The sequence below is a fragment of the Natrarchaeobius oligotrophus genome (assembly GCF_003841465.1).
Taxonomy (GTDB): Archaea; Halobacteriota; Halobacteria; order Halobacteriales; family Natrialbaceae; genus Natrarchaeobius; species Natrarchaeobius oligotrophus.
This window is the reverse complement of sequence record NZ_REFZ01000017.1, coordinates 1-21,912: the sequence shown is the minus strand read 5'-3', so window position 1 is coordinate 21,912 and position 21,912 is coordinate 1. Positions and strand designations below refer to the sequence as shown.

Sequence of the window (21,912 nt, the reverse complement as noted above, 5' to 3'; positions counted from 1 at the left end):
AGCAAAAGGCAGGTGCGTGCACGAGTCGCCGACTACGTACCGCGCTCTTCGATGGTCAGCGTGTAACTGCCGCTGCCGTCTTCCGCGCGAACGAGGATGCGAATCGTCTCGTCGCCCGAGAGGTCGACGTCGACTTCTTCGTCGCTGCCGTCGCCGGTCGACGCTTCGTCGTAACTCGTCCGCGACGGTCGGCTTCCGTCGGTCGTCACGTAGAGGTCGAAGTCCGCGTCCGACGGCCCGTCGATGGAGACCGTCGCGCCACAGGGGTTCGACGTTCGCAGGGCGTAGCTCCACCTGTCACGTCGGCCGAACCAGCTCGCCCGGAGGCTGCTTTCGACGCTCGCGGTCTCCGTTTCGGCTCCACAGCGGTCGGTGTCGTCGTCTCCGTCGTCCTCCTCACCTCCGTCTTCTTGCTCGTCGTTGCCACCAGTCTCCGCGATGACCTCCTCGGTCGATCGTTCCTCGCCGTCGAGTTCGATCCACATGCCGTCGGGCTGTTCCAGGTCGATCGACGTGACCGGGCCATCGACCCGGAAGGCGTCGCCGTGGCCGCCGCCGGTGACGCCGCCGGCGTGCCACGTCCCGTCGTCCTCCTCGATGAAGTCTTCCGAGACGTACGTGCCGCCCTCGATGTTCCCGCCGGACGGGCTGTCGTAGGGCGCGTCGGCGAACTCGACCGGTCCTTCGGCCGTGAACTCGTAGCCCGCCCCCCTCGTGTCGGGCTCGGTGATGAACGCCAGAAGGCGTCCCGCGGGTTCCGCGTCGTCGTCATCGTCGTCGGTATCGTCCTCACCGTCGCCCTCGTCACCGTCGTCTCCGTCGTCCGGCTCGTAGCCGTCCGGGACGGTGTTCACCGCCGCGTCCGCGTCCACCCGTCCGTACCCCTGGGCGCTGCTCGAGAGTCCGACGTCCGTCGCCGTCTCCCGGAGGTGCTCGCGCAGCTCCTCGACGGAGAGATCGGGATAGGCCGACAGCACCAGCCCGGCGACGCCGGAGACGACCGGCGTGGACATCGACGTTCCCGACGCCCGCGTGTATCCGTCGTCGAGAGTGGTCGAGACGAGGCTGGTTCCGGGCGCGGCGAGTTCGATCGCCGATCCGCGGTTCGAGAACGACGCGAGTCCGTCGTTCGACGTGAGCGCCGAGACGGCGATCACGGAGTCGTAGGCGGCGGGATAGAGGACGGACCCGCCGTCGTTTCCGGCACCGCCGACGAGGAGACAGCCCTGCGCGACGGCGTACTCGCAGGCGTTTTCGAGCGTCCGCCAGTCGCTCGAGCTGGCAAGCGAGAGGTTGATAACGTCGGCACCGCTGTCGGCGGACCACTGGATCGCGTCGGCGACGTCCGAGAGCGAGCCGCTGCCGCTTTCGTCGAGCGCGCGGGCGCTCAGGAACGTACAGTTGCTGATCCCGGCGTGTCCGGTCGCGTTGTCGGTCGCTCCGGCCGCGATGCCGGCCACGATCGTTCCGTGCGTTTCGTTCGAATTAGCCGGATACGGCTCGCTCATCCGGCCGACGAACACCTCTCCGATGCGGTCGTCGACGTTCGGCTCGAGATTTTCGTGGTCGTGCTGGACCGCCTGATCGACGACGGAGATGACGACGTCGTCGTCGCCAAGCGTTCGCTCCCACGCCCCTTCGCAGTTGACCTGCTGTGGCGCGTGCTGAGCGCCGTAATGTGGGTCGTTCGGCGTATACAGCGCCTGAATCGTCGCGTTCTCTTCGACGTACTCGATCGCGTCGATCCCTTCGAGCGTTTCCTCGACCCGCTCTTTCGCTTCCTCGGGCGTCTGCGCGGGAAACCTGATCGAAACGTACTCGAGAACCTCGTTCGAGTGGACGACGTCCGCGTTCCCGGAGAGCGCGGATCGGACCGTCGACTCGGCGTCCGAAGTAGACGAGGAGACGCCGACGAGCAGCTCTTGTTCTTTCGAGCCCGGGTCGCGTCCGGGCGTGGCGCTGGCGACCCCGGTCGAACCGAAGAAGGCACCGAGCGCGCCAGCGGCTTTGAGGACCGATCGCCGGTCCCGTTCCGCGGAGTCAGTAGGTGGCATACAACGACAATCAACATTCGGTGAAATTATTAATATCTTTGCGAACTCGAGTTGATTTATTCGATTATATTTTCAGATGAGAGGTGTCATTCACAACATCAATCGAATATAAACGGCGAACAGGTGAAGCCCGGGAAGCACTACCGACTCGAGAGTGTGATAAACTCGCACGGCGTTTCCGCAAGGAGGCGACGGGGCGAATCCTCGAGGGCGCGATCTACGGCGACTCAGTGGGCGTACTGGCGAACGCGGTGTGGGACTGTCGGACGGCGACCGATTTCGTCACCTGCTCAGGTACCCCCCGTCGATCGCCATCGCCTCTCCCGTCGCGAACGACGCCTCGTCGGAACACAGCCACGCGATCGCGTCGGCGATCTCCCGTGGCTCGCCGAGTCGACCCTGCGGATGCAGCTCTCGTAGCTGCTCCACCGTCGCCTCGTCCTCGTAGAGCCCGGCTTCCTCGAGCATTGGCGTCTCGACGTATCCCGGACAGACGGCGTTGACCCTGATATCGTCCGACGCGTAATCGAGCGCGGCGACTTTCGTGAGGCCGACGACGCCGTGTTTCGAGGCGGTGTAGGCGGGTGCACCCTCCGTACCGACGCGCCCGAGGATCGACGCCGTGTTGACGATCGCACCGCCGCCTTCCTCGGCCATCGCGTCGATCTCGGCGCGGAGACAGCGCCAGACGCCGGTGAGGTTCACGTCGATCACCTGCTGCCAGTCGCGTTCGGACACCTCCGCCGTCGGCACGAGCGTGCTTCCGATCCCCGCGTTGTTCACGGCGACGTCGAGGCCGCCGTACTTCTCGGTCGCCGTCTCGACCATCTCCGCGACGTCGCCGTCGTCGGTGACGTCCACGGCGACGAACGTCGCCTCGGCGTCGGTTTCCTCGGATATCGTCGCCGCAACTGATTCGCCGTTCTCCCTGTCGATGTCCGCGACGACGACGTTCGCGCCGTCGTTCGCGAGCGTCCGCGCCGTTCGTTCGCCGATGCCCGATCCGCCGCCGGTGACGATCGCCGTCGAGTCGTCGAACCGTGTCATCTGTGTATCCTCCGTCGAACGGACACCGTTCGCAGGTAAAAACCACCCCCACCTCTCGCGGTTCGAGAAGCGTCCCTCCCGCGAGCGGTCCCGTTCGTCGCGACCCGTGAATCGCGCTCCCGGCGACCTTTCGCCACACCTATCTGCCGGCTCGCGAAACGACGAACATGCTCGAACGCGTTCGCGCGCTCTTCGATGTCGGCTCGAAACGGCCCGCCGAGCCGACGTCCGCCCCGAGCGTCGGGCTCTTCGTCGACGGGCCGAACGTGTTCCGCGACGAGTTCGACGTCGACCTCGACGACCTCCGGGACGCCGCTCGAGAGCTCGGCCGCGTGGGAATCATCCGCCTCTACCTCGACGAGCACGCGACGCCCGGACTCATCCAGGCCGCCGAAGCTCGCGGTTTCGAGGTGATCGTCACCAGCGGCGACGTCGACGTCAAACTGGCCGTCGACGCCACGGCGCTCGTCGGCGACGGAACCGTCGACACGCTCGCGATCGCGTCGCGGGATACGGACTTCAAACCGGTGCTCGAGTACGCGGGTGCCGTCGGCGTCGAGACCGTCGCCATCGCGCCGGGGATCCACGGCCGCTCCGACGCCCTCCAGAACGCGGCGGACGAAGCCGTCACCCTCGAGCCGTAGCGCCGGCGCTCGATCGGGACATCGCGCGACCGCGCGGTTACGAGCCGTCCGAGTCGGTGTCCCCGTCGTCACCGTCGAAATCGCCGTCGGAACCGTCAGTATCCGAATCGCCGTCCTCGCCGTCGGAATCGCCGTCACCGTGCGAGTCGCCGTCGACGCCATCGACACCCGGGCCGCCGTCGAGGTAATAGAGGACGACGGGCGGACAGACGTACGCGACGACGCCGACGATCGCGAACAGCGGGTCGACGAACGTGAACAGTCCGAACGCCGAGAGCGCGGCCGCCGCACCCGCGTGGGCCGCGCTGTGGGTGTATCCTCGGTAGTACGTCCACAGCCCGGATAGCCACTCGAGGAGGACCGATCGCGATCTTCCTTCGGTCGAAAACGCGGTCATGAGTGCTAGTGGCGACGAACGAACAAAAGCGGTCGCTCACCTCGATCGAGACGGTCCGTTGCATTGACGTAGCGGTGCAACCGCAGACGGATCGCGGTCCGACCGGAACTGGCGGCGACGAGCCGTCTGACCGATCGCGAGGGAACCGATACGCCGTGGACCCGGATGCGATCCGGGTCGCCGGAGCGACGATTCGGTGACTTTTCACGGCCGGACCGCCCACAGGCGCGTATGATCGACGACGGGACGCCGGTGCTCGACAATCACCTGCACCTCGATCCGGACAACAACCGCGGCATCGACGCCGTCCGCGACTTCGCCCGCGTCGGCGGGACTCACCTGCTCGTGGTGAACAAGCCGTCCTGGCACCTCGGCGTCGAGGCCGACGCGGGCGAGGACTTTCGGCCCGTGTTCGATCGAACCGTCGAGATCGTCGACGCCGCGTCGGCGGAACTCGAGGGACGCGCCTGGCCCGTACTCGGCGTCCATCCCGGACTGATCTCGCGGCTGGTCGACGAGCGCGGCTACTCCCCCGAGCGGGCTCGCGAGATCATGCGGGGCGGGATCGACGTCGCGGCGGAGTACGTCGCGGACGGCCGGGCGCTGGCGCTGAAATCGGGCCGCCCCCACTACGAGGTCGACGACGCCGTCCGAGAGGCGTCCAACGACGTCATGCGCCGGGCGTTCGAGCGCGCCGCGGACCTCGAGTGTGCGGTCCAGCTTCACGCCGAGTCGAGCGAGGAGATGTCCGACGTCACCGAGTGGGCCGAAGCGGTCGGACTGGCGGCCCACAGGGTCGTCAAACACTACGCGGGCGGTCGACTCGAGGGGCCGATCCCGAGCGTGATCAGTCGGAAAGACGAACTCGAGGTGGCCGCCGAGCGCGGCGAGCCGTTCCTGATGGAAACCGACTACATCGACGATCCCGACAGACCGGGTGCCGTTCTCGGTCCCAAGACCGTCCCCCGCCGCGTCGCCTGGCTGCTCGAGAACGGCTACGACGACGCCGTCCGGAACGCACACGTCGAGACGCCGGCGCGGGTGTACGGCATCGACACCGAAGCGACGCTCGAGGCATCTCGGACCGGATGAGCCGCGGACGCGGACGCGAGCGCGTCTCTCCGGTCGGGCCGACTCGGCACGAGGTAGAGAAAGGCATTTCAAGCGGCCGGTGTAGGTGACTGTATGAGCAATCCGCCGACCGAGTTCTACTCGGAGGAACGTTGGCAGAACTGGATCGACCGAATCAAAGACGAGGAGATCGATCCGGAGGACGAGTCGTCGGCCCGGCTGCTGTTGAACCTCCAGGACGATACGGCGATCGCGGTCGCGAAGATCGTCGCCGCCTACGACGACGACGAACTCGAGCGGGAGGAGGCACTCGGCGAGATCAACGACGTCCGCGAGATCGTCCTCGACGAGGTCGACATCGAGGACGAGGAGAAGCTGATCCTCGTAGACGGCGTCCAGACGAGCCTGGTCTGCGTGTTTTTCGCCGCGGAGGAGTACATCGCCAACGGACCGGCGGAGGAAGGCAGCGTCACCGACTACCTCGGGGCCGCAGCAGACGCCGAGGCCGAAGAGGATTTCGACGCCGCGCTCGGCTACGCGGCGCAGGCGGGTACGCTCATCATCGACGGCGACGAACTCGACATGACCGTCGCGGAGGAACTCGAGTACGGGCTCGTGACGGAGTGGATCAACGGATTGGACAGTCTCCAGAGCGCGATGAGCGATCCGGAAGTCGTCGAAGAGGACGAGTGAGACGGTCCGCTGTTCGTCGACTCCGACACACCCGCGATCGGCCCGCGGTGTTCCGATATCCAGCGACGCCAGACCGTCTGAGAAACGCACGCGGGCGTTCCCGGCGTTCTCGAACAGCGAGACCCATCGCGATCGACGTATCGAGGGGCCACCAGACGTATACGTAGTTGCGACTATCCGTCGGTATGAAACGCGGGGGACGAGAGCGCGCGGTGACGATCCAGATCGGCGCCGTGTTGTTGCTCGCGATCGTCTTTTCGGCGCTGGCGCTGTATCAAGTCAACGCCGTCCCCGTCCAGAACGAAGCCGTCGAGATTTCCCACAACGAACGCGTTCACGACGACGTCCAGGTGCTGCGAAACGAGATACGGAACGCCGGCACGAGCGGGGAGCGCCGGTCGGCCTCGGTGACGCTCGGAACGCAGTATCCCACGCGGTCGTTTCTGACGAATCCGCCCGATCCCTCGGGAACGCTCGAGACGACCGACACGAGAACGATCGCGATCGAGAACGCGACCGTCGACGATCCGGACGACTACGAAGGGGAGCCGGCGAACCTCCTCGGGGAGCACGACACGACGACGATCGCGTACGAGCCCGGATACAACGAGTACGACGCGCACCCGACGACTCGGCTCGAGCACGGCCTGGCGTTCAACGAGTTCGACGACGCGGCGGTGGCGCTCACGGAACAACCGCTGATCGACGACGACCGAATCACCGTCGTCGTCGTCGACGGAGAGCTCTCGGAGACGTCGACCGGTGCCGTCTCGGTCGATCCGGTCGCGCTCAGCGGACCGAGCGATCCGGTCTCCGTGACCGGCGGGCTCACGCTGACGATTCCGACCGACTCACCGTCGCTGTGGAACGAAACGCTTCGGGACGATCTCGAGGACGCGATCGCGAACGTCGACGAGGACGAGACGAACGGTCACGTCACGGTCGAACTGAACGCGGACACGTACGAACTGCAGGTCGCTCGCGTCGGCGTCGGATCCCACGGCGGTGCGAGCGACGAGTTCGACGTCCATCGGTCCCACGGCCAATCCGACGGACCGGGAGAAAACGGTGATCCGGCACCCTACCGGACGTTGTGGGCGGAGACGAACCCCGACGACGTCGTGATCGAGGAGGGAGAACGCGACGTAGCACTCGAGATGGAGGCCGACGACGACGGCGCGGCCGTGGAGCGAGCGTCCGTTTCGTACGCGATCTCCGATCCCGACGACGTCGTCGACGAGTTCGACCGACGCGGTACCACGGACGCGGACGGGCGAAACCAGACCACGCTCGAGTTCGACGACGACGCGATTCCGGCCGACGGATCGTCGGTGTCTGTGTACGTCTCGAGCGGCGCGAGCGGCGATCGCCACGACCTCGAGGTGGAGCGGGCGTCCGATCCCGATCCGCCCGACCCGTCGCCGGTGACGACGTTCGAGAGCGCCAGCGTGTCGGATCTCGTCGCCGGCGAATCGGGACAGAGCCAGGAGATCGCGTTCCAGTTCGACGGAACGCTCGAGCCCGGCGACGAGGTCGAGGTCGATCTCGGGGACGCGCAGTCGGGGAGCGTCGATTATCACCCGCAGGGGACGGCCACCGTTCAGTCCGGGAATCACGAATCGATATCGTTCGACACCGGCGGCAATCACGCCGAACTCACGTACGAGTCGGCCGGCGACGACGCGGAAACCGAGATACGGATTCTCCTCGAAAACGTGGACGCGGACGACGGCGACGGAACCGCGTACGACGTCGACTTCGACGGACCGAACGAGACGGCGGAGACGGCGTCGTTCGCGATCAGATCCGATTAAAGCGTCGCCGATCTCGACTACGCTGACGACTGTACGCGACGGGCTACGTCGTCGTGAACGACGACGGGTACTTCGACGGCGACCTCGACGCGGGAGCGTGCGTTTTGGTCGGACAGGACGTTTCTCCTCACGGGACGATCGACGCGGGAACGTATGTGGTCGTCGAGTCGATGCGTGAGTTGGAGACGACATCGGCGCGGAAGGCGACGTCCAGCTCGGTCAGGACGTCTCGATCGGCGGCGACGTGTACGCGGACGGTATCGACTGCAACGACGGTACGACCATCGACGGAACCGCCCGCGGAGTACGAATCCCCGTAGCACCGCCGCGATCGACGGCACGTACGTCAGCTGTCGAAATTTCGAACGACAATACCATATGGCTTCACCGATAGTATTCGGCCATGACCGCAGTCGGTATCGACGCGATCGAAATCTGGACCGGGAACCTCAAACTCGACTTGCCCGGGACGTTCGCCCCGGAGAAAGGCGAGGACCCCGAGAAGTACACGAAGGGGCTCGGACTCAACGCCAGTTCGTTCCCCGATAGCTACGAGGACATCGTCACGATGGGAGCGAACGCCGCTCACCGACTGATGGAACGCAAAGGCCTCGAACCCGACGACATCGGCCGCATCGACGTCGCGACCGAGAGCGCGTTCGACAACTCCAAACCGGTTTCGACGTACATCGCCGGCTGTCTCGAGGAAGTGTACGACGACGACTTCCACCACGCGAACAAAGGCGAGCGCAAGTTCGCCTGCATCGCGGGCACCCAGAGTTTGGACGACGCCTACAACTGGATCCGCGCGGGCCGCAATCGCGGCCGGTCGGCGCTCGTGATCGCGACCGACACGGCGCTGTACGCACGCGGCGACGCGGGCGAGGCGACCCAGGGTGCCGGGGCCGTCGCGATGTTGATCAGCGAGGAGCCTGCCCTCGTCGAGCTGTCCACCGAGCAGGGGTACGGTTCGGCCGACGAGACCGACTTTCTCAAACCCAACCAGCAGTTCCCCTCCGTCGACGGCAAGCGGTCGGTGCAGGTGTACCTCGCACGCATGCGCGAGGCGCTCGAGGACTACGAGAGCGTCGCGGGCGACGTCCACCCCGACGACATCTCCTACATTCCGTTTCACACCCCGTTTCCGGGAATGGTTCGGAAGGCTGGCCTGCTCGGCTACCGCCACATCACGCGCGACACGTCGATCGAGGACGACCTCGCCGACGAGATCGGCAGACAACCGCGAAAGGAGGCGTTCGACGACGAGGACGCCTTCCGTGACGCCGTTCGCGAGTACATGAATGCGCTCAAAGAGACCGACCGGTACCACGAGTGGTACGCCGAGACCATCGAACCGACGCTGTCGCTCTCGCGAGAGGTCGGCAACTGGTACACCGGCTCCGTCCACCTCGCGCGCACGAGCGCGCTCAAAACCGCGCTCGAGGAGGACCGTGACCTCGCCGGCGAGATACTGCTGGTCGGCTCCTACGGCAGCGGCGCGCAGGCGGAGATCCACGCCGAAACGGTGGCCGACGGCTGGCGCGAGGAGATCGGCTCCCTGAACGTCGACCAACAGCTCGCGGCCCGCTACGACCTGAGCTGGGCGGACTACGAGAAGGTTCACGACGCCCACAACCACGACGTCGACGACGACGTCGGGGAGTTCACGACGCCAGAAAACGAGTTCGTCTTCGACGGCTGGGGACGGATGGGCGAGCGAAAGTACAGCTACGTCGAGTGAGACGGATCGCTGGGCGGGAGACTCGGACGTGCCGCCGTGTTAGTCCGTCCGTCGAATCCGATTCCGGAGGCGAAACGCACTACACCGTTCGCTCGCTAGAGCAGCCAACGGAAACACTCGAGGATCAGATTGTATGGACCCGCTCACGCTGTTCGGTATCGACGTCGTTCTCTTCTTCGTCATCGGTCTCCTGGCCGGCGCACATTGCATCGGAATGTGCGGTCCGCTCGTGACGGTCTACGCCGGCCGAATGGACGGCGGGTCGGGAGACCCGAGTGCCGGCTCCGGCGGACGAGCCGGGCACCTCACGACGTACGAGGTCCGCCAACACGCGCTGTTCAATATCGGACGGACGGCGAGTTACACGCTGCTCGGGGCGTTCTTCGGCGCGCTCGGCGGCGCGCTCTTTCTGACGACCGCGGAGCTCACGCCGGTCGTCGACCTCGCCCGCGGCGGCGTCGGCCTCGTCGTCGGCGGCTTCGTCATCGCGACGGGCGTTTACTACCTGCTGGGGCGGACGACCGGCGGCGTCTCGGTGCCCGGCCTCGAGCGGATCACCGGTTGGCTCGTCGCGCGCGTCGACCGGCTGGCGAACGGCCCCGGGATCGTCGGACTCGGCGCGGTCCACGGATTGTTGCCGTGTCCGGTCCTGTACCCGGCGTTTCTGTACGCGTTCGCGACCGGCTCGCCGACGGGCGGCGCGCTCGCGCTCGCGGCGCTCGGCGTCGGAACGGTTCCGGCGGTGTTCGCCTACGGCACCGTCGTCGACGCGGTGGACGTCGCCCACCGTCGTCGCGTTCACCGGTTGCTCGGCGTCGCGTTCGTCGTCCTCGGCTACGTCCTGTTCGCCCACGGGCTGATGGCGATCGACGTCCACGTTCCCCATCCCGAACTGCCGTTCTACGACGCGATCGACGCACCGGGCGGCCACGACCACCACTGACCACCGCGCGATCGACCACCACCAATCCGAAACGCACCCACGATGACGACCGACCGACCGACAGAAGGCGGCTGCACGCTGTGTGACCTCCCGGTCGAAGGAAGCGACGTCGTCGACGGGGAGGACGCCTTCTGTTGCGTCGGCTGTCGCGACGTCTACCGGGCGCTCGGGGACGTCGACGTCGACGCCGCGGACGTTCGACGAGCCCGGTCGGACGACGGCTCCGACCGGACGGTTCCGCCCGATCACGAGTCGACGTACCTCGAGGTCGACGGGATGTACTGTGCGTCCTGCGAGGCGTTCATCGAGGCCGTCGCGAGCGACGTCGACGGCGTCAGCGCGGCGAGTTCGAGCTACGTCACCGAGACGGTGCGGATCGACCACGACCCCGACGCCGTCTCGCTCGAGGAGTTAGCCGACGAGATTAGCCAGCTGGGATACAGCGCCTACGCCCGCGACGACGCGTTCAGCCGGCGCCAGGCGGACAACTGGGAGATGGGACGCGTCGCCGTCGGCGTGCTCATGGGGATGATGGTGATGCTCCAGTACGTCGTTTTCATCTACCCGGTGTACTTTGGCGGGCTGTTCTACGACGAGCGGACGACGGCGTTCTTCGAGGCCACGCTCGCGAGCGACGTGGCGACGCCGTTTTACCTCATGATCGCCGCGCTCACGACGATCGTCCTCGGCGTGACCGGCAAGCCGATCCTGCAGGGTGCGTACGTCGGGATTCGCACGCGGTCGCCGAACATGGACCTGCTCGTGGCGATCGCCGCCGTCAGCGCCTACCTCTACAGCACGCTCTCGATCGCCGTCGGCGGCGACCACATTTACTACGACGTGACCGTGGCGATCGTCGTCATCGTGACCGTCGGCGGCTACTACGAGTCCACGCTCAAACGCGAGGCGACCGAGCGACTCTCGGATCTGACCGCCGTCCAGGTCGACGAGGCTCGACGCGTCCGCGACGACGGCGGCCACGAGGACGTCGCCGTCTCGGACCTCGTGACTGGCGATCGCGTACTGGTGCGCGCCGGCGAGCGCGTCCCCGTCGACGGCGTGGTGGTCGAAGGAGACGCCGCCATCGACGAGGCGGTCGTCACGGGCGAATCGCTGCCGGTAACGAAGGGCGACGGCGACGATGTCGTCGGCGGCTCGCTGGTCGCAGACGGCGCGATCACGGTCCGCGTCGGCGAGGACGCGACGAGCACCCTCGATCGGATCGCCGAACTCGTCTGGGATCTCCAGAGCTCGAGTCACGGCATCCAGAAACTCGCCGACAAGCTGGCGACGATCTTCGTTCCGCTCGTGCTCGTCCTCGCGGTCGTCGTCACGACCGTCTACCTCGCGCTCGGTGCCGGCGTCGCCGACGCGTTGCTGGTCGGACTCACCGTGCTCATCGTCTCCTGTCCGTGTGCGCTCGGACTCGCGACGCCGCTGGCCGTCGCCGCGGGCATCCGCGACGCTCTCGAGCGGTCGATCGTCGTCTTCGACGACAGCGTCTTCGAACGCATCCGCGACGCCGACACCGTCGTCTTCGACAAGACGGGGACGCTGACGACCGGCGAGATGACCGTCGTCGACGCCGACGTCGACGCCGACCTCCTCGAGCGGGCGGCCCTGCTCGAGCGTCGGTCCGCACACCCGATCGGGCGGGCGATCGCCGCCGCCTCGCCGCTCGCGGACGGGGGCTCGCTCGAGAGAGACCCCGTCGAAGATGACTCGGCGACCGACTCGAGCGACGACGCCCTCGAGCGAGGGGGTGACGCGACGGCCGACGACCGCATCGAGGAGTTCCGCAGCCACCGAAACGGCGTCTCCGGCGTCGTCGACGGCGAGGAGATCGTCGTCGGCCACCCGGACCTGTTCGCCGCGCTCGGCTGGACGGTTCCGGACGGGATCGCCGCCCGGATCGACGGGGCTCGTGAGACCGGCCGCGTCCCGGTTGCCGTCGGCGAAGGTGGCGTTGCGACGGGCGTCATCGTCGTCGGCGACGAACTCCGAGGTGGGTGGGAAGAGACCCTCGACGCGATCTCGACGGCCGACGCGGAGGTCGTCGTCCTCACGGGCGACGACGAGCGCGCGACGCGTCGGCTCCGAGAACACTCGGCGGTCGATCGCGTGTTCGCGGGCGTCCCGCCGGAGGGTAAAGCCGAGACCGTCGAGCGACTCGGAACCCGCGGTCGGACCGTGATGATCGGCGACGGGACGAACGACGCCCCCGCGCTCGCGGCGGCGGACCTCGGCATCGCACTCGGCGGCGGGACGGCGATGGCCGCAGACGCGGCCGACGTCGCGCTCGTCGACGACGACCTCTCCTCGGTCGACACCGTCTTCGAGCTCGCTCGAGCGACCGATCGACGCGTGAAAGGGAACGTCGGGTGGGCGTTCTGTTACAACGCGATCGCGATCCCGCTCGCGGTCACCGGCCTGCTCAACCCGCTGTTCGCCGCGATCGCGATGGGGACGAGCAGCCTGCTCGTCGTGACCAACTCCTCGCGGTCGTTACTCGAGGAGTGATCGTTCGTTCGCACCGATCGAGTCACCGAGCTAATTAGTCGGGGCGACGTACCGGGACGCATGGTCGAACGACTCGACCCGTCGGAGTGGTTCTCCGAGCGGCCCGGACTGCTCGCGATCGCGGTCGCGAGCACTGCCTTCGGTCTCGTCGTCATCCTCCCGTACCTCCAGTACATTCTCCTCGGGGTCGTCCTCGCGTACATTCTCATGCCGGCACAGCGACGACTCGAGACGTACGTCCGATCGATGACCGCGGCGCTCGTGCTCGTCGTCGTCGCGATTCTCGCGATCCTGTTGCCGCTCGCGTACGTCCTCGCCATCGCGATCCGCGAGGCGCTCGAGATCGCGACCGCCGTTCAGGAGGGGAATCTCAGCGTCGACGCGATCGAGTCCAGACTCGAGGCGACCGGATACGCCGTCGACCTCGGGGAGCTGTATCAGACCTACGAGGAGCCGATCGCGACGGGCGTCCAGGGGCTCGCGACCAGGACGATGGACGTGGTCACCGGGCTTCCGGGAATCCTCATCGGGTTGACCGTGACGCTGTTCGTGTTGTTCGCGCTGTTGCGAGACGGGGACGCGCTCGTGGCGTGGTTCGGGCGAGTGCTGCCGATCGACGACGAGATCCAGCGCGAACTCCGGCGCGAACTCGATCAGCTCATGTGGGCGTCGGTCGTCGGAAACGTCGCCGTCGCCGGCATTCAGGCGGTCTTGCTCGGGGTCGGGCTTGCGCTGCTCGACGTCCCCGTCGTCATCTTTCTCACCGTCGCGACGTTCGTCCTCGCGTTGCTCCCGCTGGTCGGGGCGTTCGGCGTCTGGGTCCCCGTCACACTCTATCTCCTCGCGCTCGATCGCCCCGTCGCCGCGGCGACGCTCGCCGTCTACGGCTCGCTCGTCAGCGCCTCCGACACCTACCTTCGACCGGCGCTGATCGGCCGAACGAGCGCGTTCAACTCCGCTATCGTCGTCGTCGGCATCTTCGGCGGCCTCGTCGTCTTCGGCGCGGTCGGGCTGTTCATCGGTCCCGTCGTCCTCGGCGGCGCGAAGATCGCCCTCGACGTCTACGCTCGAGAGCGCGAGGGGGCGACCGCCGCGCGGACGCTCGAGGACGAGGAGACGGCCGCCGATCCGGCCGCGGAAACCGATGACGAAACCGGCATCGCGTCCGAGACGGACGAGAACGGCCGTCCAGCCGTCGAATCCGACGAGGTCGACGCAGCCGGCCGAGACGACGCCGACTGGATCGCGACCGAACGCGCCGATCCGGATTCCGGCGGGGCGAGCGAACGCCGAGACGGCGTCTCCAACGACGGGGATCGAACCGTCGAGGACGAAGACGCGGCGGGAACGGGAGGCGATCCGGATCCCTGACCTGATGCGAACCGTCGTCCGTCAGTTCGGGCGCAACCGCCAACTGGACGCGGTTGTACCGGGCCTCGGTTGCGCCAGTTCGTACGACTCGATCTGACGGACGCGAGAAACGCCCCGGACGTTCGACTGATTCCGACCGTCGGGACGTATGAGCGACGGCCGCCGAACGGTGTGTTCTTTATACAATCGCCGTGACTAGTCGATACCACGTCTTCGATCGACGACCGGGGCGGTGAGGAACGGGGATCGCGGGGTACGTCGATCGAGGTCATCGCAAGCATGCACGGAACACACGACGCGGGGAGTCCGTACGCTCCCCACACGGACGACGAACGAACGGCGATGCTCGAGGCGATCGGCGCCGAGACGGTCGAGGATCTCTTCGACGTTCCCGCCGGGGTGGCGTTCGACGGCGAGTACGGAATCGACTCCCGGTCAGAACGCGAGACGCGCCGGTTGGTTCGGTCGATACTGGGACGAAACGACGGGCTCACGGAACTCCTCGGCCGGGGACACTACGGCTACTACGTTCCCTCGCTGGTCGACCATCTCGCGGATCGGTCGGAGTTTCTCACCTCCTACACGCAGTACCAGCCCGAGATCTCTCAGGGTTTTCTGCAGGCGCTGTTCGAGTACCAGTCGCTGCTGGTCGAACTCACCGGCCTCGAGGTCGCCAACTGCTCGATGTACGACGCCGCGACGGCGCTCGGAGAGGCCGCGACGCTCGCCGATCGGATCCGCGACGCGAGCGGAACGCGCGTGCTCGTTCCCGACCGCCTGGCGTCCGGCAAGCGACGCACCCTCGAGAACTACGTCGCCGGAACCGATCTCGTCGTCGAGACGTACCCGACCGACGACGGAATCGTCGACCTCGAGGGGTTCGAACGCCGCGTCGAAGGGGGCGGAGCCGGCGGCGACGAAACGGACGCCGTGATGGTGTACGCCGAAAACCCGACGGTTCGCGGAACGATCGAGGAGAATCTGAGTGCGATCGGTTCGATCGCCGACGACGCCGACGCGCTGTTCGTCCTCGGCTCCGATCCGGTCGCGCTGGCGCTGCTGGAGCGGCCGGCCGACGTCGGCGCGGACGTCGTCGTCGGCGACGCGAGCGTGCTCGGGCTCCCGACGAGTTTCGGGATGGGGCTCGGGCTGTTCGCGACGAGCGAAACGTACCTCCGGCAGGTTCCGGGGCGGCTGGTCGGCGCCAGCGAGGACGCGACCGACCGGCGAACGTTCACGCTGACGTTACAGACCCGCGAGCAACACATCCGCCGCGAGCGGGCGACGAGCAACATCTGTACGAACCAGGCGTGGGTCGCGCTCCGGACCGCGATCCACGTCGGCGCGCTCGGCCCGCGCGGGCTGGTCGAACTCGCCTCGCGAAGCGTCACCCGAGCCGAAGAGTTGGCCGAGCGGGTGGACGACCTCACCGGCGTCACCGCTCCGGTCCACGACCGGCGACACTTCCGGGAGTTCGTCGCTCACGTCGATCAGCCCGCTCGAGCCATCGCGTCGGACCTCCAGAAACGTGGCTTCGCGGTGCACGTGGTGGACGACCACGAGATACAGCTCTGCGTCGCCGGCGTTCCCGACGAGCGACTCGACTCGTTCGTCGCGACCCTCGAGGAGGTGGTCGGATGACCGACGACCGCTCGGGCGAATCGGACGGCCCTGGGGGACGGCAGGTCCGGTACGATCAAGCGCGTTACGTCGAGAACGGGCGCTACGAACCGTTGCTGTCGGAGAAGGATCTGACGCGCGTCGAGATCGACGGCGGCCGGGAGGACGGCGACGAAAGCGAAGAGACCGTGAACTCGCCGCTTCCAGACGACCTTACGCGCGACTCTCTCGAACTCCCGGCACTCTCGGAGCCCGAACTCGCGCGCCACTACACCCGCCTCTCCCAGATGGTCTACGGCATCGACAGCGGTCCCTACCCGCTCGGCTCGTGTACGATGAAGTACAACCCGCCGTTTACCGAGGACGTCGCCGCGCTCGCCTCGGCCGCGGTCCACCCCGATCGATCGGAACGGTCGATCCAGGGGACGCTCGAGTTGCTGTACCGGCTCCAGGACTACCTCGCGCGAATCGGCGGGATGGACGCCGTCACGCTCCAGCCGCCGGCGGGCGCCGCAGGCGAGTTCGTCGGCGTCCGCATTGCCGCAGCGTATCACGACCACCGGGACGACGACCGCGACGAGGTGATCGTTCCCGAGAGCGCTCACGGGACGAACTTCGCGACCGCCGCGCTCGGGGGGTACGACGTCGTCGAGCTCCCCAGCGACGACGGGGGACGCGTCGACCTCGAGGCGCTCGAGGCTGCCCTCTCCGAGCGGACGGCCGCGCTGATGCTCACCAACCCCAACACGCTGGGACTGTTCGAGCGCGACATCGTCGAGATCGCACAGCGGGTTCACGACGTCGGCGGATTGCTCTACTACGACGGCGCGAACCTGAACGCGCTGCTGGGGCGCGTCCGCCCGGGCGACATGGGCTTCGACGTGATGCACTACAACGTCCACAAGACGTTCGCGACGCCCCACGGCGGCGGCGGACCCGGAGCCGGTCCCGTCGGCGTCAGCGAGCAACTCGCGCCGTTTCTGCCGTCGCCGCGGGTTCGGAAGGTCGGCGGATCGAGCGATACCGGCAGCGACTCGAGCGGCGGTGGCGGCGATTCTGGTGACGATATCGGTGGCGGGACCCGCGGCCGCGAACCGACGTACGAACTGTTCGAACCCGAGCGCACCATCGGGAAGGTCCACGGCTACCACGGCAACTGGCTCGTCCTCGTCAAGGCGTTCGCCTACGTCGCTCGGCTGGGCGACGAGGGGCTCGCAGACGCCAGCGCGAAGGCGGTGCTCAACGCGAACTACCTCGCCTCCCAGATCGAGTACGACGTCCCGTACGAGCCGTTCCACCACGAGTTCGTCGCCAGCGCGGGCGAACAGGACGCCGCAGACGTCGCAAAGCGGATGCTCGATTACGGCGTCCACCCGCCGACGACGAAGTGGCCCGAGATCGTTCCGGAGGCGCTCATGACAGAGCCGACGGAGATCGAGAGCAAAGCCACCCTCGATCGGCTCGCAGGCGCGTTCAACGCCGTCGCCAGAGAGGACGACGCCGACCTCGAGGCCGCGCCCGGCCGAACGACGGCACGCCGGATCGACCAGACGAGCGCGGCGCGAACCCCGCGGCTGTCGTGGCAGGCGCTCGAGAGGGAGTGACCGTCGTTCGTCCCGGGCGAAACCGCACGTATTCGGGAGGATCGGGTTCGATTCCACCGAGCGTCGACCCCTTCGACCGAACAAACGAACGCTCGACACCGAACCTGCTCGGAAAAGTACGCGGTTGTTACAGACGAGTGAAGAGACAGACGCACGTCAGACGGTCCAAAACGCTTATTCGCGCGGGCGCGGCTTGTATGAGCAATGGCCGGGTTAGACGACGTGTTCGGGGATCTCTTCTCGGGTGTCGACGCCGTCATGCTCTTTGCACCGAGCGGCTCGTACTACGAGCGGTTCGCGAAGGTCGACGACCTCGACGTAATCGTCGTCGGAACGGAAAACGACGTCGGCGCGCCGGAGTTCGTCGAGCTCCCCCTCGAGTTCGACGACGTTTCCGAGCGGATCCGCTTCGGGCTCGAGGGCGGACTCGAGAAGGGTGTGATCGATGGCGGTGACGAACTGGTCTGTGCGACGAGCATCTTCGAAGAGGAGATCGACACGGTCTCGCGCGTCAGGGTGAGTCAGGACGCCCACACGGGAATCTACGACCTGTTCGCCAAATCTCGCGCGGAGCCGCAGGTGATCAAGGCGGTGCTCGAGCTGGCGATCGAACTCGGCAAGAAAGGACAGAAGGGAAAACCGGTCGGCGCGCTGTTCATCGTCGGCGACGCCGGAAAGGTGATGAACAAGTCCCGGCCGCTGTCGTACAACCCGTTCGAGAAGTCTCACGTCCACGTCGGCGACCCGATCGTCGACGTGATGTTAAAGGAGTTCTCGCGGCTCGACGGAGCGTTCGTCATCTCCGACGCGGGCAAGATCGTCTCGGCGTACCGCTACCTCGAGCCGTCGGCCGAGGGAGTCGACATTCCGAAGGGACTCGGTGCGCGCCACATGGCCGGCGGGGCCATCACGCGCGACACCAACGCGATCGCGATCGTGCTCTCGGAGAGCGACGGGCTCGTCCGGGCGTTCAAAGGCGGAGAAATCATTCTCGAGGTCGATCCGGAGGCGTACTGATATGGACTGGCAGACGCTCATCGACGAGCCGGCGGTGATCGCCGCCGCAGTACTGGCGCTGGGGCTCGTCGTGGGGTATCTCGTCGGCCGCCTCAACAAGGAGCTGCTGACGGCGTCGGGCGTTCCGGAGGCCGTCGAGGGAACGCCGTTCGAGCGGACGGCACAGTCGATCGGCACCTCGACGGTCGAGATCGTCGCCCGGCTGAGTTCGTGGTTCATCTACGGAATCGCAGTGTTGACGGCGATCTACATCGCCCAGTTACTGGACACCGACATGTTCGCGTTTCGGGTGGTCGAGTTCATCCCGCAGGCGTTCATCGCGGTGCTGGTGCTTATTCTCGGATTCATCGTCGCCGACAAGTCGGAGCTGATGGTCAGCGAGTACCTGCGCGGCGTCAAACTTCCCGAAGTGGCGGTGATTCCGCGGCTCGTCAAATACTCGGTTCTCTTCGTGGCGTTCGTCATCGCGCTCGGACAGATCGGCGTCTACGTCCTGCCGCTTTTGATCTTGCTCGCGGTCTACGCGGCCGGAATCGTCGTCGTCGGCGCGCTCACGTTCAGGGACTTTCTCGTCTCGAGCGCGGCGGGGATCTACCTCCTGCTCAACCAGCCCTACGGAATCGGCGATCGGATTCGGATCGGCGACCAGTCCGGAATCGTCCAGGAGGTCGACCTGTTCGTGACGAAGGTCGAAAACGACTCGGAGGAGTACATCATCCCGAACCGGCGGGTGTTCGAGGACGACATCGTCCGCGTACGGGACTAGTGGCGTCCCAAGCCTGAACTGATGAGCGAAATCATTCGGTGTGGTTCGGTTTCGCTCAGCAGTCGACGCTTGGGACGGTACTAGATCGGGGACGGACCGATCGCTTTCGATTCGACGAACGCCGAGCCCACCGGACGACGTCATCGTATGACTTTCGTTTCGAAACATCTTTTTCGTCGCGTTCGAAACGGGCGGCGTGAACGAGGATCGACGACAGTTCTGGGCGCTCTATCTCACCAGATTCGCGGAAGGCTTCGGGTTCATCACGCTGGTAACGCTGCTGCCGTACTACATCAACGCGCTCGAGCCGACGGATACGACGATCCTGGGTCTCACGATCAGCGCCGGCCTCATCGTCGGGCTGTACACCACCGGCTTTACGTTCGCACAGACGGTCGCCGTGATTCCGCTCGCCTGGGGCGGCGACCGCTTCGACAAACGGCTCGTCTTGCTCACCGTGCTCGGCCTGGGTGCGGGCGTCTACGCGCTCTTTCCGCTGGTCGACTCGAGCGCGACGTTCATCGCAATCCGCGCGCTTCAGGGAGCGATCATCACCGGAACGGGGCTGATGACGCTCTCGCTGGTCGGCCAGATCGCCGCCACCGGAACGCGGGCGAACTACATCGGAAAGTCCAACGCCGCGTACTTCGCCGCCTCGATCGTCGGCAGCCTCAGCGCCGGCGTGCTCTACGAGGCGTTCGGCTTCGGGCCGATCTTCGCGATCATCGTCTGTATCACGATCGCAGCCTGGCTCGCGATGCGACACCACCTCGAGCCCGACGTGACGCGCGTCTACGGCTTTCCGTTCAGCGACCTCGCGCTCAACCGTCGCATTCTCACCCTCTCGAGCTTTCGCGTTCAGTACGCGTTTTCGGTGACGCTCGTTCGAACGTGGGTCCCCATCTTCGCCGGCGTCTCCGCCGCCCAGGGTGGGCTGGCCTACGGCGGACTCGCGGTCGCGCTGACGGTCGTCGCGGAGAAGTTCACCAACATGTGCTGTCAGCCGTTTACCGGCAGACTCTCCGACGGCTACGGCCGCGCGCTGTTCGTCTTCGCCGGCGGAGCGACGTACGGGCTGGTCGCGCTGGCCGTTCCGTTCGCACCGGCTATCGGGGCCGCGCTCGCGCTACCGTCGGAGTTCGTCGTCTCGATTCCCGCGATCGCGGCCGGGGCGACGCTTCCCGGATGGCTCCCACTGTCGGCCGTACCGGGGCAGGTGACGATCCTCGGCGACGTTTCGCCCGCGTTCGTCCCGCTGATCGTCCTGTCGGGGCTGCTCGGCGTCGCCGACAGCTTCCGCGAACCGGCGAGTATGGCGCTGTTCGCCGACGAGGGGACCGAAGACGGCGGCGTCGCCTCGAGTTTCGGCATTCGCGACCTGCTCTGGCGGCCGGGAAGCGTCGTCGCGCCGCTACTTGGCGGCTGGCTGATGTACGAGGTGGGAATGTCCGCGGTGTTCTACGTCGGCGGCGCGTTCGCGCTCTCCGGCGTCGCGCTGTTTCTGGTGATCCTCGTGTGGCTACACGGCCGTCGCGCGCTCGTCGAGTGGTAATCCTCCGAAAGCGATGGCGAACGCGGTCCCTATCCGACTTCGTCGGAATTTGGACGCCGACGAATCCGACTGTCGTCTCGAGGTAACTCGTACGCCCTCGATACGGTGGGTGACGTCGGCGGGGAACGGACCCCGGGCAGAACTTTCCGGCTGCGTCCCGTACCGACGATATGCCCGAATTTCTCGGCTCGTGGAACGAGACGGAAGTGGAGGCGTTTCTTCAGCGAGCGACGATTCCGATCCGGATCGCGACCCACAGACCGGACGGCTCGCCGTGGGTGGTGACAGTGTGGTATCGGTACCACGATGGGGGGTTCGAGTGTGCGACCGAAGACAGCGCGCACCTGGTGCGGTTCCTTCGTACCGATCCCGAGGTGGCGTTCGACGTCTCGACGAATCGGATCCCCTACCGCGGCGTGAGGGGCAACGGCACCGCCACACTCGAGCCGGATACGGACAAGACCGTGTTGCGTGCGCTCGTCGAACGGTACCTCGATGGGACGGACTCCGATCTCGCGCGTCGATTGCTCGACGACGAGCGCGACGAGATTCGAATCCGCATCGAACCGCGGCAGGTGTTTAGCTGGGATTACACGGACCGAATGCAGGGTACTGACGATTCGTAACTCGGTTTCGAACTCCGGTTCACTCCCGCTCGCACACGGAACAGTCTCGATGCCAATGCTCCTATCGCAACACCGAACGCGCCACCTGCGAACGCAGCGACCACCAGTTCGATCGGCAGCAACTCAGTATCCATAGTCCAATTTGTCTCAGAGAGTGATCTGATCTAAAAGGTCTGTGACACGCCGTTCGACCTCGTCACGGATCCCCCGAACCGTCTCTATATCCTTACCGTGAGGATCTTCGAGATTCCAGTCGTGAAGGCACTGTCTAGTTCAGCACCTCCTCAGCTGGTGTTCGTCCATTTAGTGCTTGATTCGGCCGATCATGGTTATAATGGTGTCTGAAGCGTCTGAGCCAGCGGCGTGCGCTGGCTGGACTGCCCCGCCAGAAGGAGTGAAAGCGGTCGATCCGCATTGAGACAGTCTGAAACC

18 protein-coding genes are annotated in these 21,912 nt (G+C 66.3%); 14 read left to right on the top strand and 4 right to left on the bottom strand.

Annotated features, from left to right (window positions below; translation table 11 throughout):
- Positions 1-32 precede the first annotated feature (32 nt).
- Both EA472_RS17920 and EA472_RS17915 read right to left on the bottom strand, forming a co-directional pair.
- Positions 33-2,054: a S8 family peptidase gene (locus tag EA472_RS17920; RefSeq protein WP_124192879.1), complete on the bottom strand. Its 2,022-nt coding sequence runs from the start codon at positions 2,052-2,054 to the stop codon at positions 33-35.
- A 282-nt stretch (positions 2,055-2,336) separates the two neighbouring features.
- Positions 2,337-3,101, bottom strand: coding sequence for an SDR family NAD(P)-dependent oxidoreductase (locus EA472_RS17915; RefSeq protein ID WP_124192878.1), 765 nt, complete (start codon positions 3,099-3,101; stop codon positions 2,337-2,339).
- Positions 3,102-3,268: 167 nt separating this feature from the next.
- On the opposite strand from EA472_RS17915, the gene EA472_RS17910 reads away from it, so the two are divergent.
- A complete protein-coding gene (locus EA472_RS17910) occupies positions 3,269-3,745 on the top strand; it encodes an NYN domain-containing protein (protein WP_124192877.1) in 477 nt (158 codons plus the stop codon).
- Positions 3,746-3,782: 37 nt separating this feature from the next.
- On the opposite strand, the gene EA472_RS17905 is transcribed toward EA472_RS17910, so the two are convergent.
- Entirely contained in the window at positions 3,783-4,142 is a 360-nt protein-coding gene (locus EA472_RS17905) for a hypothetical protein (protein ID WP_243637895.1), read from the bottom strand.
- A 231-nt stretch (positions 4,143-4,373) separates the two neighbouring features.
- Here EA472_RS17905 and EA472_RS17900 point away from each other — a divergent pair, with 231 nt between their 5' ends.
- The 13 genes from EA472_RS17900 (at position 4,374) to EA472_RS17840 (ending at position 21,480) form a co-directional block, all read left to right on the top strand.
- Positions 4,374-5,234 carry a TatD family hydrolase gene (locus EA472_RS17900; protein ID WP_124192876.1) on the top strand — a complete coding sequence of 287 codons (861 nt, stop codon included), beginning with the start codon at positions 4,374-4,376 and terminating at the stop codon, positions 5,232-5,234.
- A gap of 93 nt (positions 5,235-5,327) precedes the next feature.
- Positions 5,328-5,906 carry a DUF2150 family protein gene (locus tag EA472_RS17895; RefSeq protein WP_124192875.1) on the top strand — a complete coding sequence of 193 codons (579 nt, stop codon included), beginning with the start codon at positions 5,328-5,330 and terminating at the stop codon, positions 5,904-5,906.
- 185 nt (positions 5,907-6,091) lie between these two features.
- Positions 6,092-7,720 (top strand): hypothetical protein, encoded by a 1,629-nt coding sequence (locus tag EA472_RS17890; RefSeq protein ID WP_124192874.1) that lies wholly within the window; start codon positions 6,092-6,094, stop codon positions 7,718-7,720.
- Between the two features lie 403 nt (positions 7,721-8,123).
- Positions 8,124-9,461: a hydroxymethylglutaryl-CoA synthase gene (gene hmgB, locus EA472_RS17885; protein ID WP_124192873.1), complete on the top strand. Its 1,338-nt coding sequence runs from the start codon at positions 8,124-8,126 to the stop codon at positions 9,459-9,461.
- Between the two features lie 133 nt (positions 9,462-9,594).
- Positions 9,595-10,404 (top strand): sulfite exporter TauE/SafE family protein, encoded by an 810-nt coding sequence (locus EA472_RS17880; protein ID WP_124192872.1) that lies wholly within the window; start codon positions 9,595-9,597, stop codon positions 10,402-10,404.
- Positions 10,405-10,446: 42 nt separating this feature from the next.
- Positions 10,447-12,924 carry a heavy metal translocating P-type ATPase gene (locus EA472_RS17875; protein ID WP_124192871.1) on the top strand — a complete coding sequence of 826 codons (2,478 nt, stop codon included), beginning with the start codon at positions 10,447-10,449 and terminating at the stop codon, positions 12,922-12,924.
- A 60-nt stretch (positions 12,925-12,984) separates the two neighbouring features.
- The gene (locus tag EA472_RS17870) at positions 12,985-14,295 is read left to right on the top strand and encodes an AI-2E family transporter (RefSeq protein ID WP_124192870.1); all 1,311 of its coding nucleotides are present in this window, start codon (positions 12,985-12,987) and stop codon (positions 14,293-14,295) included.
- A 279-nt stretch (positions 14,296-14,574) separates the two neighbouring features.
- Positions 14,575-15,936: an aminomethyl-transferring glycine dehydrogenase subunit GcvPA gene (gcvPA, locus tag EA472_RS17865; protein WP_124192869.1), complete on the top strand. Its 1,362-nt coding sequence runs from the start codon at positions 14,575-14,577 to the stop codon at positions 15,934-15,936.
- The gene (gcvPB, locus tag EA472_RS17860; RefSeq protein WP_124192868.1) at positions 15,933-17,519 is read left to right on the top strand and encodes an aminomethyl-transferring glycine dehydrogenase subunit GcvPB; all 1,587 of its coding nucleotides are present in this window, start codon (positions 15,933-15,935) and stop codon (positions 17,517-17,519) included. The genes gcvPA and gcvPB overlap by 4 nt, the downstream gene beginning before the upstream one ends.
- Before the next feature lie 204 nt (positions 17,520-17,723).
- Positions 17,724-18,536 (top strand): diadenylate cyclase DacZ, encoded by an 813-nt coding sequence (gene dacZ / locus EA472_RS17855; RefSeq protein WP_124192867.1) that lies wholly within the window; start codon positions 17,724-17,726, stop codon positions 18,534-18,536.
- A 1-nt stretch (position 18,537) separates the two neighbouring features.
- Complete coding sequence (locus EA472_RS17850; protein ID WP_124192866.1) at positions 18,538-19,302, top strand: mechanosensitive ion channel family protein; 765 nt, start codon at positions 18,538-18,540, stop codon at positions 19,300-19,302.
- A 196-nt stretch (positions 19,303-19,498) separates the two neighbouring features.
- The gene (locus tag EA472_RS17845; RefSeq protein WP_124192865.1) at positions 19,499-20,854 is read left to right on the top strand and encodes an MFS transporter; all 1,356 of its coding nucleotides are present in this window, start codon (positions 19,499-19,501) and stop codon (positions 20,852-20,854) included.
- Between the two features lie 170 nt (positions 20,855-21,024).
- The gene (locus EA472_RS17840; protein WP_124192864.1) at positions 21,025-21,480 is read left to right on the top strand and encodes a pyridoxamine 5'-phosphate oxidase family protein; all 456 of its coding nucleotides are present in this window, start codon (positions 21,025-21,027) and stop codon (positions 21,478-21,480) included.
- Between the two features lie 268 nt (positions 21,481-21,748).
- Here the strand turns inward: EA472_RS17840 and EA472_RS17835 are convergent.
- Positions 21,749-21,912 (bottom strand): integrase core domain-containing protein (locus tag EA472_RS17835; protein WP_165874939.1); only part of this gene is annotated, 164 nt, incomplete at its 5' end.

Coding starts and splice junctions, on each gene's coding strand:
- EA472_RS17915 (WP_124192878.1), bottom strand. CDS start 3,101: ATGACACGGTTCGACGACTCGACGGCGATCGTCACCGGCGGCGGATCG.
- gcvPB (WP_124192868.1), top strand. CDS start 15,933: ATGACCGACGACCGCTCGGGCGAATCGGACGGCCCTGGGGGACGGCAG.
- EA472_RS17890 (WP_124192874.1), top strand. CDS start 6,092: ATGAAACGCGGGGGACGAGAGCGCGCGGTGACGATCCAGATCGGCGCC.
- EA472_RS17840 (WP_124192864.1), top strand. CDS start 21,025: ATGCCCGAATTTCTCGGCTCGTGGAACGAGACGGAAGTGGAGGCGTTT.
- EA472_RS17875 (WP_124192871.1), top strand. CDS start 10,447: ATGACGACCGACCGACCGACAGAAGGCGGCTGCACGCTGTGTGACCTC.
- EA472_RS17880 (WP_124192872.1), top strand. CDS start 9,595: ATGGACCCGCTCACGCTGTTCGGTATCGACGTCGTTCTCTTCTTCGTC.
- EA472_RS17900 (WP_124192876.1), top strand. CDS start 4,374: ATGATCGACGACGGGACGCCGGTGCTCGACAATCACCTGCACCTCGAT.
- hmgB (WP_124192873.1), top strand. CDS start 8,124: ATGACCGCAGTCGGTATCGACGCGATCGAAATCTGGACCGGGAACCTC.
- EA472_RS17895 (WP_124192875.1), top strand. CDS start 5,328: ATGAGCAATCCGCCGACCGAGTTCTACTCGGAGGAACGTTGGCAGAAC.
- EA472_RS17905 (WP_243637895.1), bottom strand. CDS start 4,142: ATGACCGCGTTTTCGACCGAAGGAAGATCGCGATCGGTCCTCCTCGAG.
- dacZ (WP_124192867.1), top strand. CDS start 17,724: ATGGCCGGGTTAGACGACGTGTTCGGGGATCTCTTCTCGGGTGTCGAC.
- EA472_RS17870 (WP_124192870.1), top strand. CDS start 12,985: ATGGTCGAACGACTCGACCCGTCGGAGTGGTTCTCCGAGCGGCCCGGA.
- EA472_RS17850 (WP_124192866.1), top strand. CDS start 18,538: ATGGACTGGCAGACGCTCATCGACGAGCCGGCGGTGATCGCCGCCGCA.
- gcvPA (WP_124192869.1), top strand. CDS start 14,575: ATGCACGGAACACACGACGCGGGGAGTCCGTACGCTCCCCACACGGAC.
- EA472_RS17920 (WP_124192879.1), bottom strand. CDS start 2,054: ATGCCACCTACTGACTCCGCGGAACGGGACCGGCGATCGGTCCTCAAA.
- EA472_RS17910 (WP_124192877.1), top strand. CDS start 3,269: ATGCTCGAACGCGTTCGCGCGCTCTTCGATGTCGGCTCGAAACGGCCC.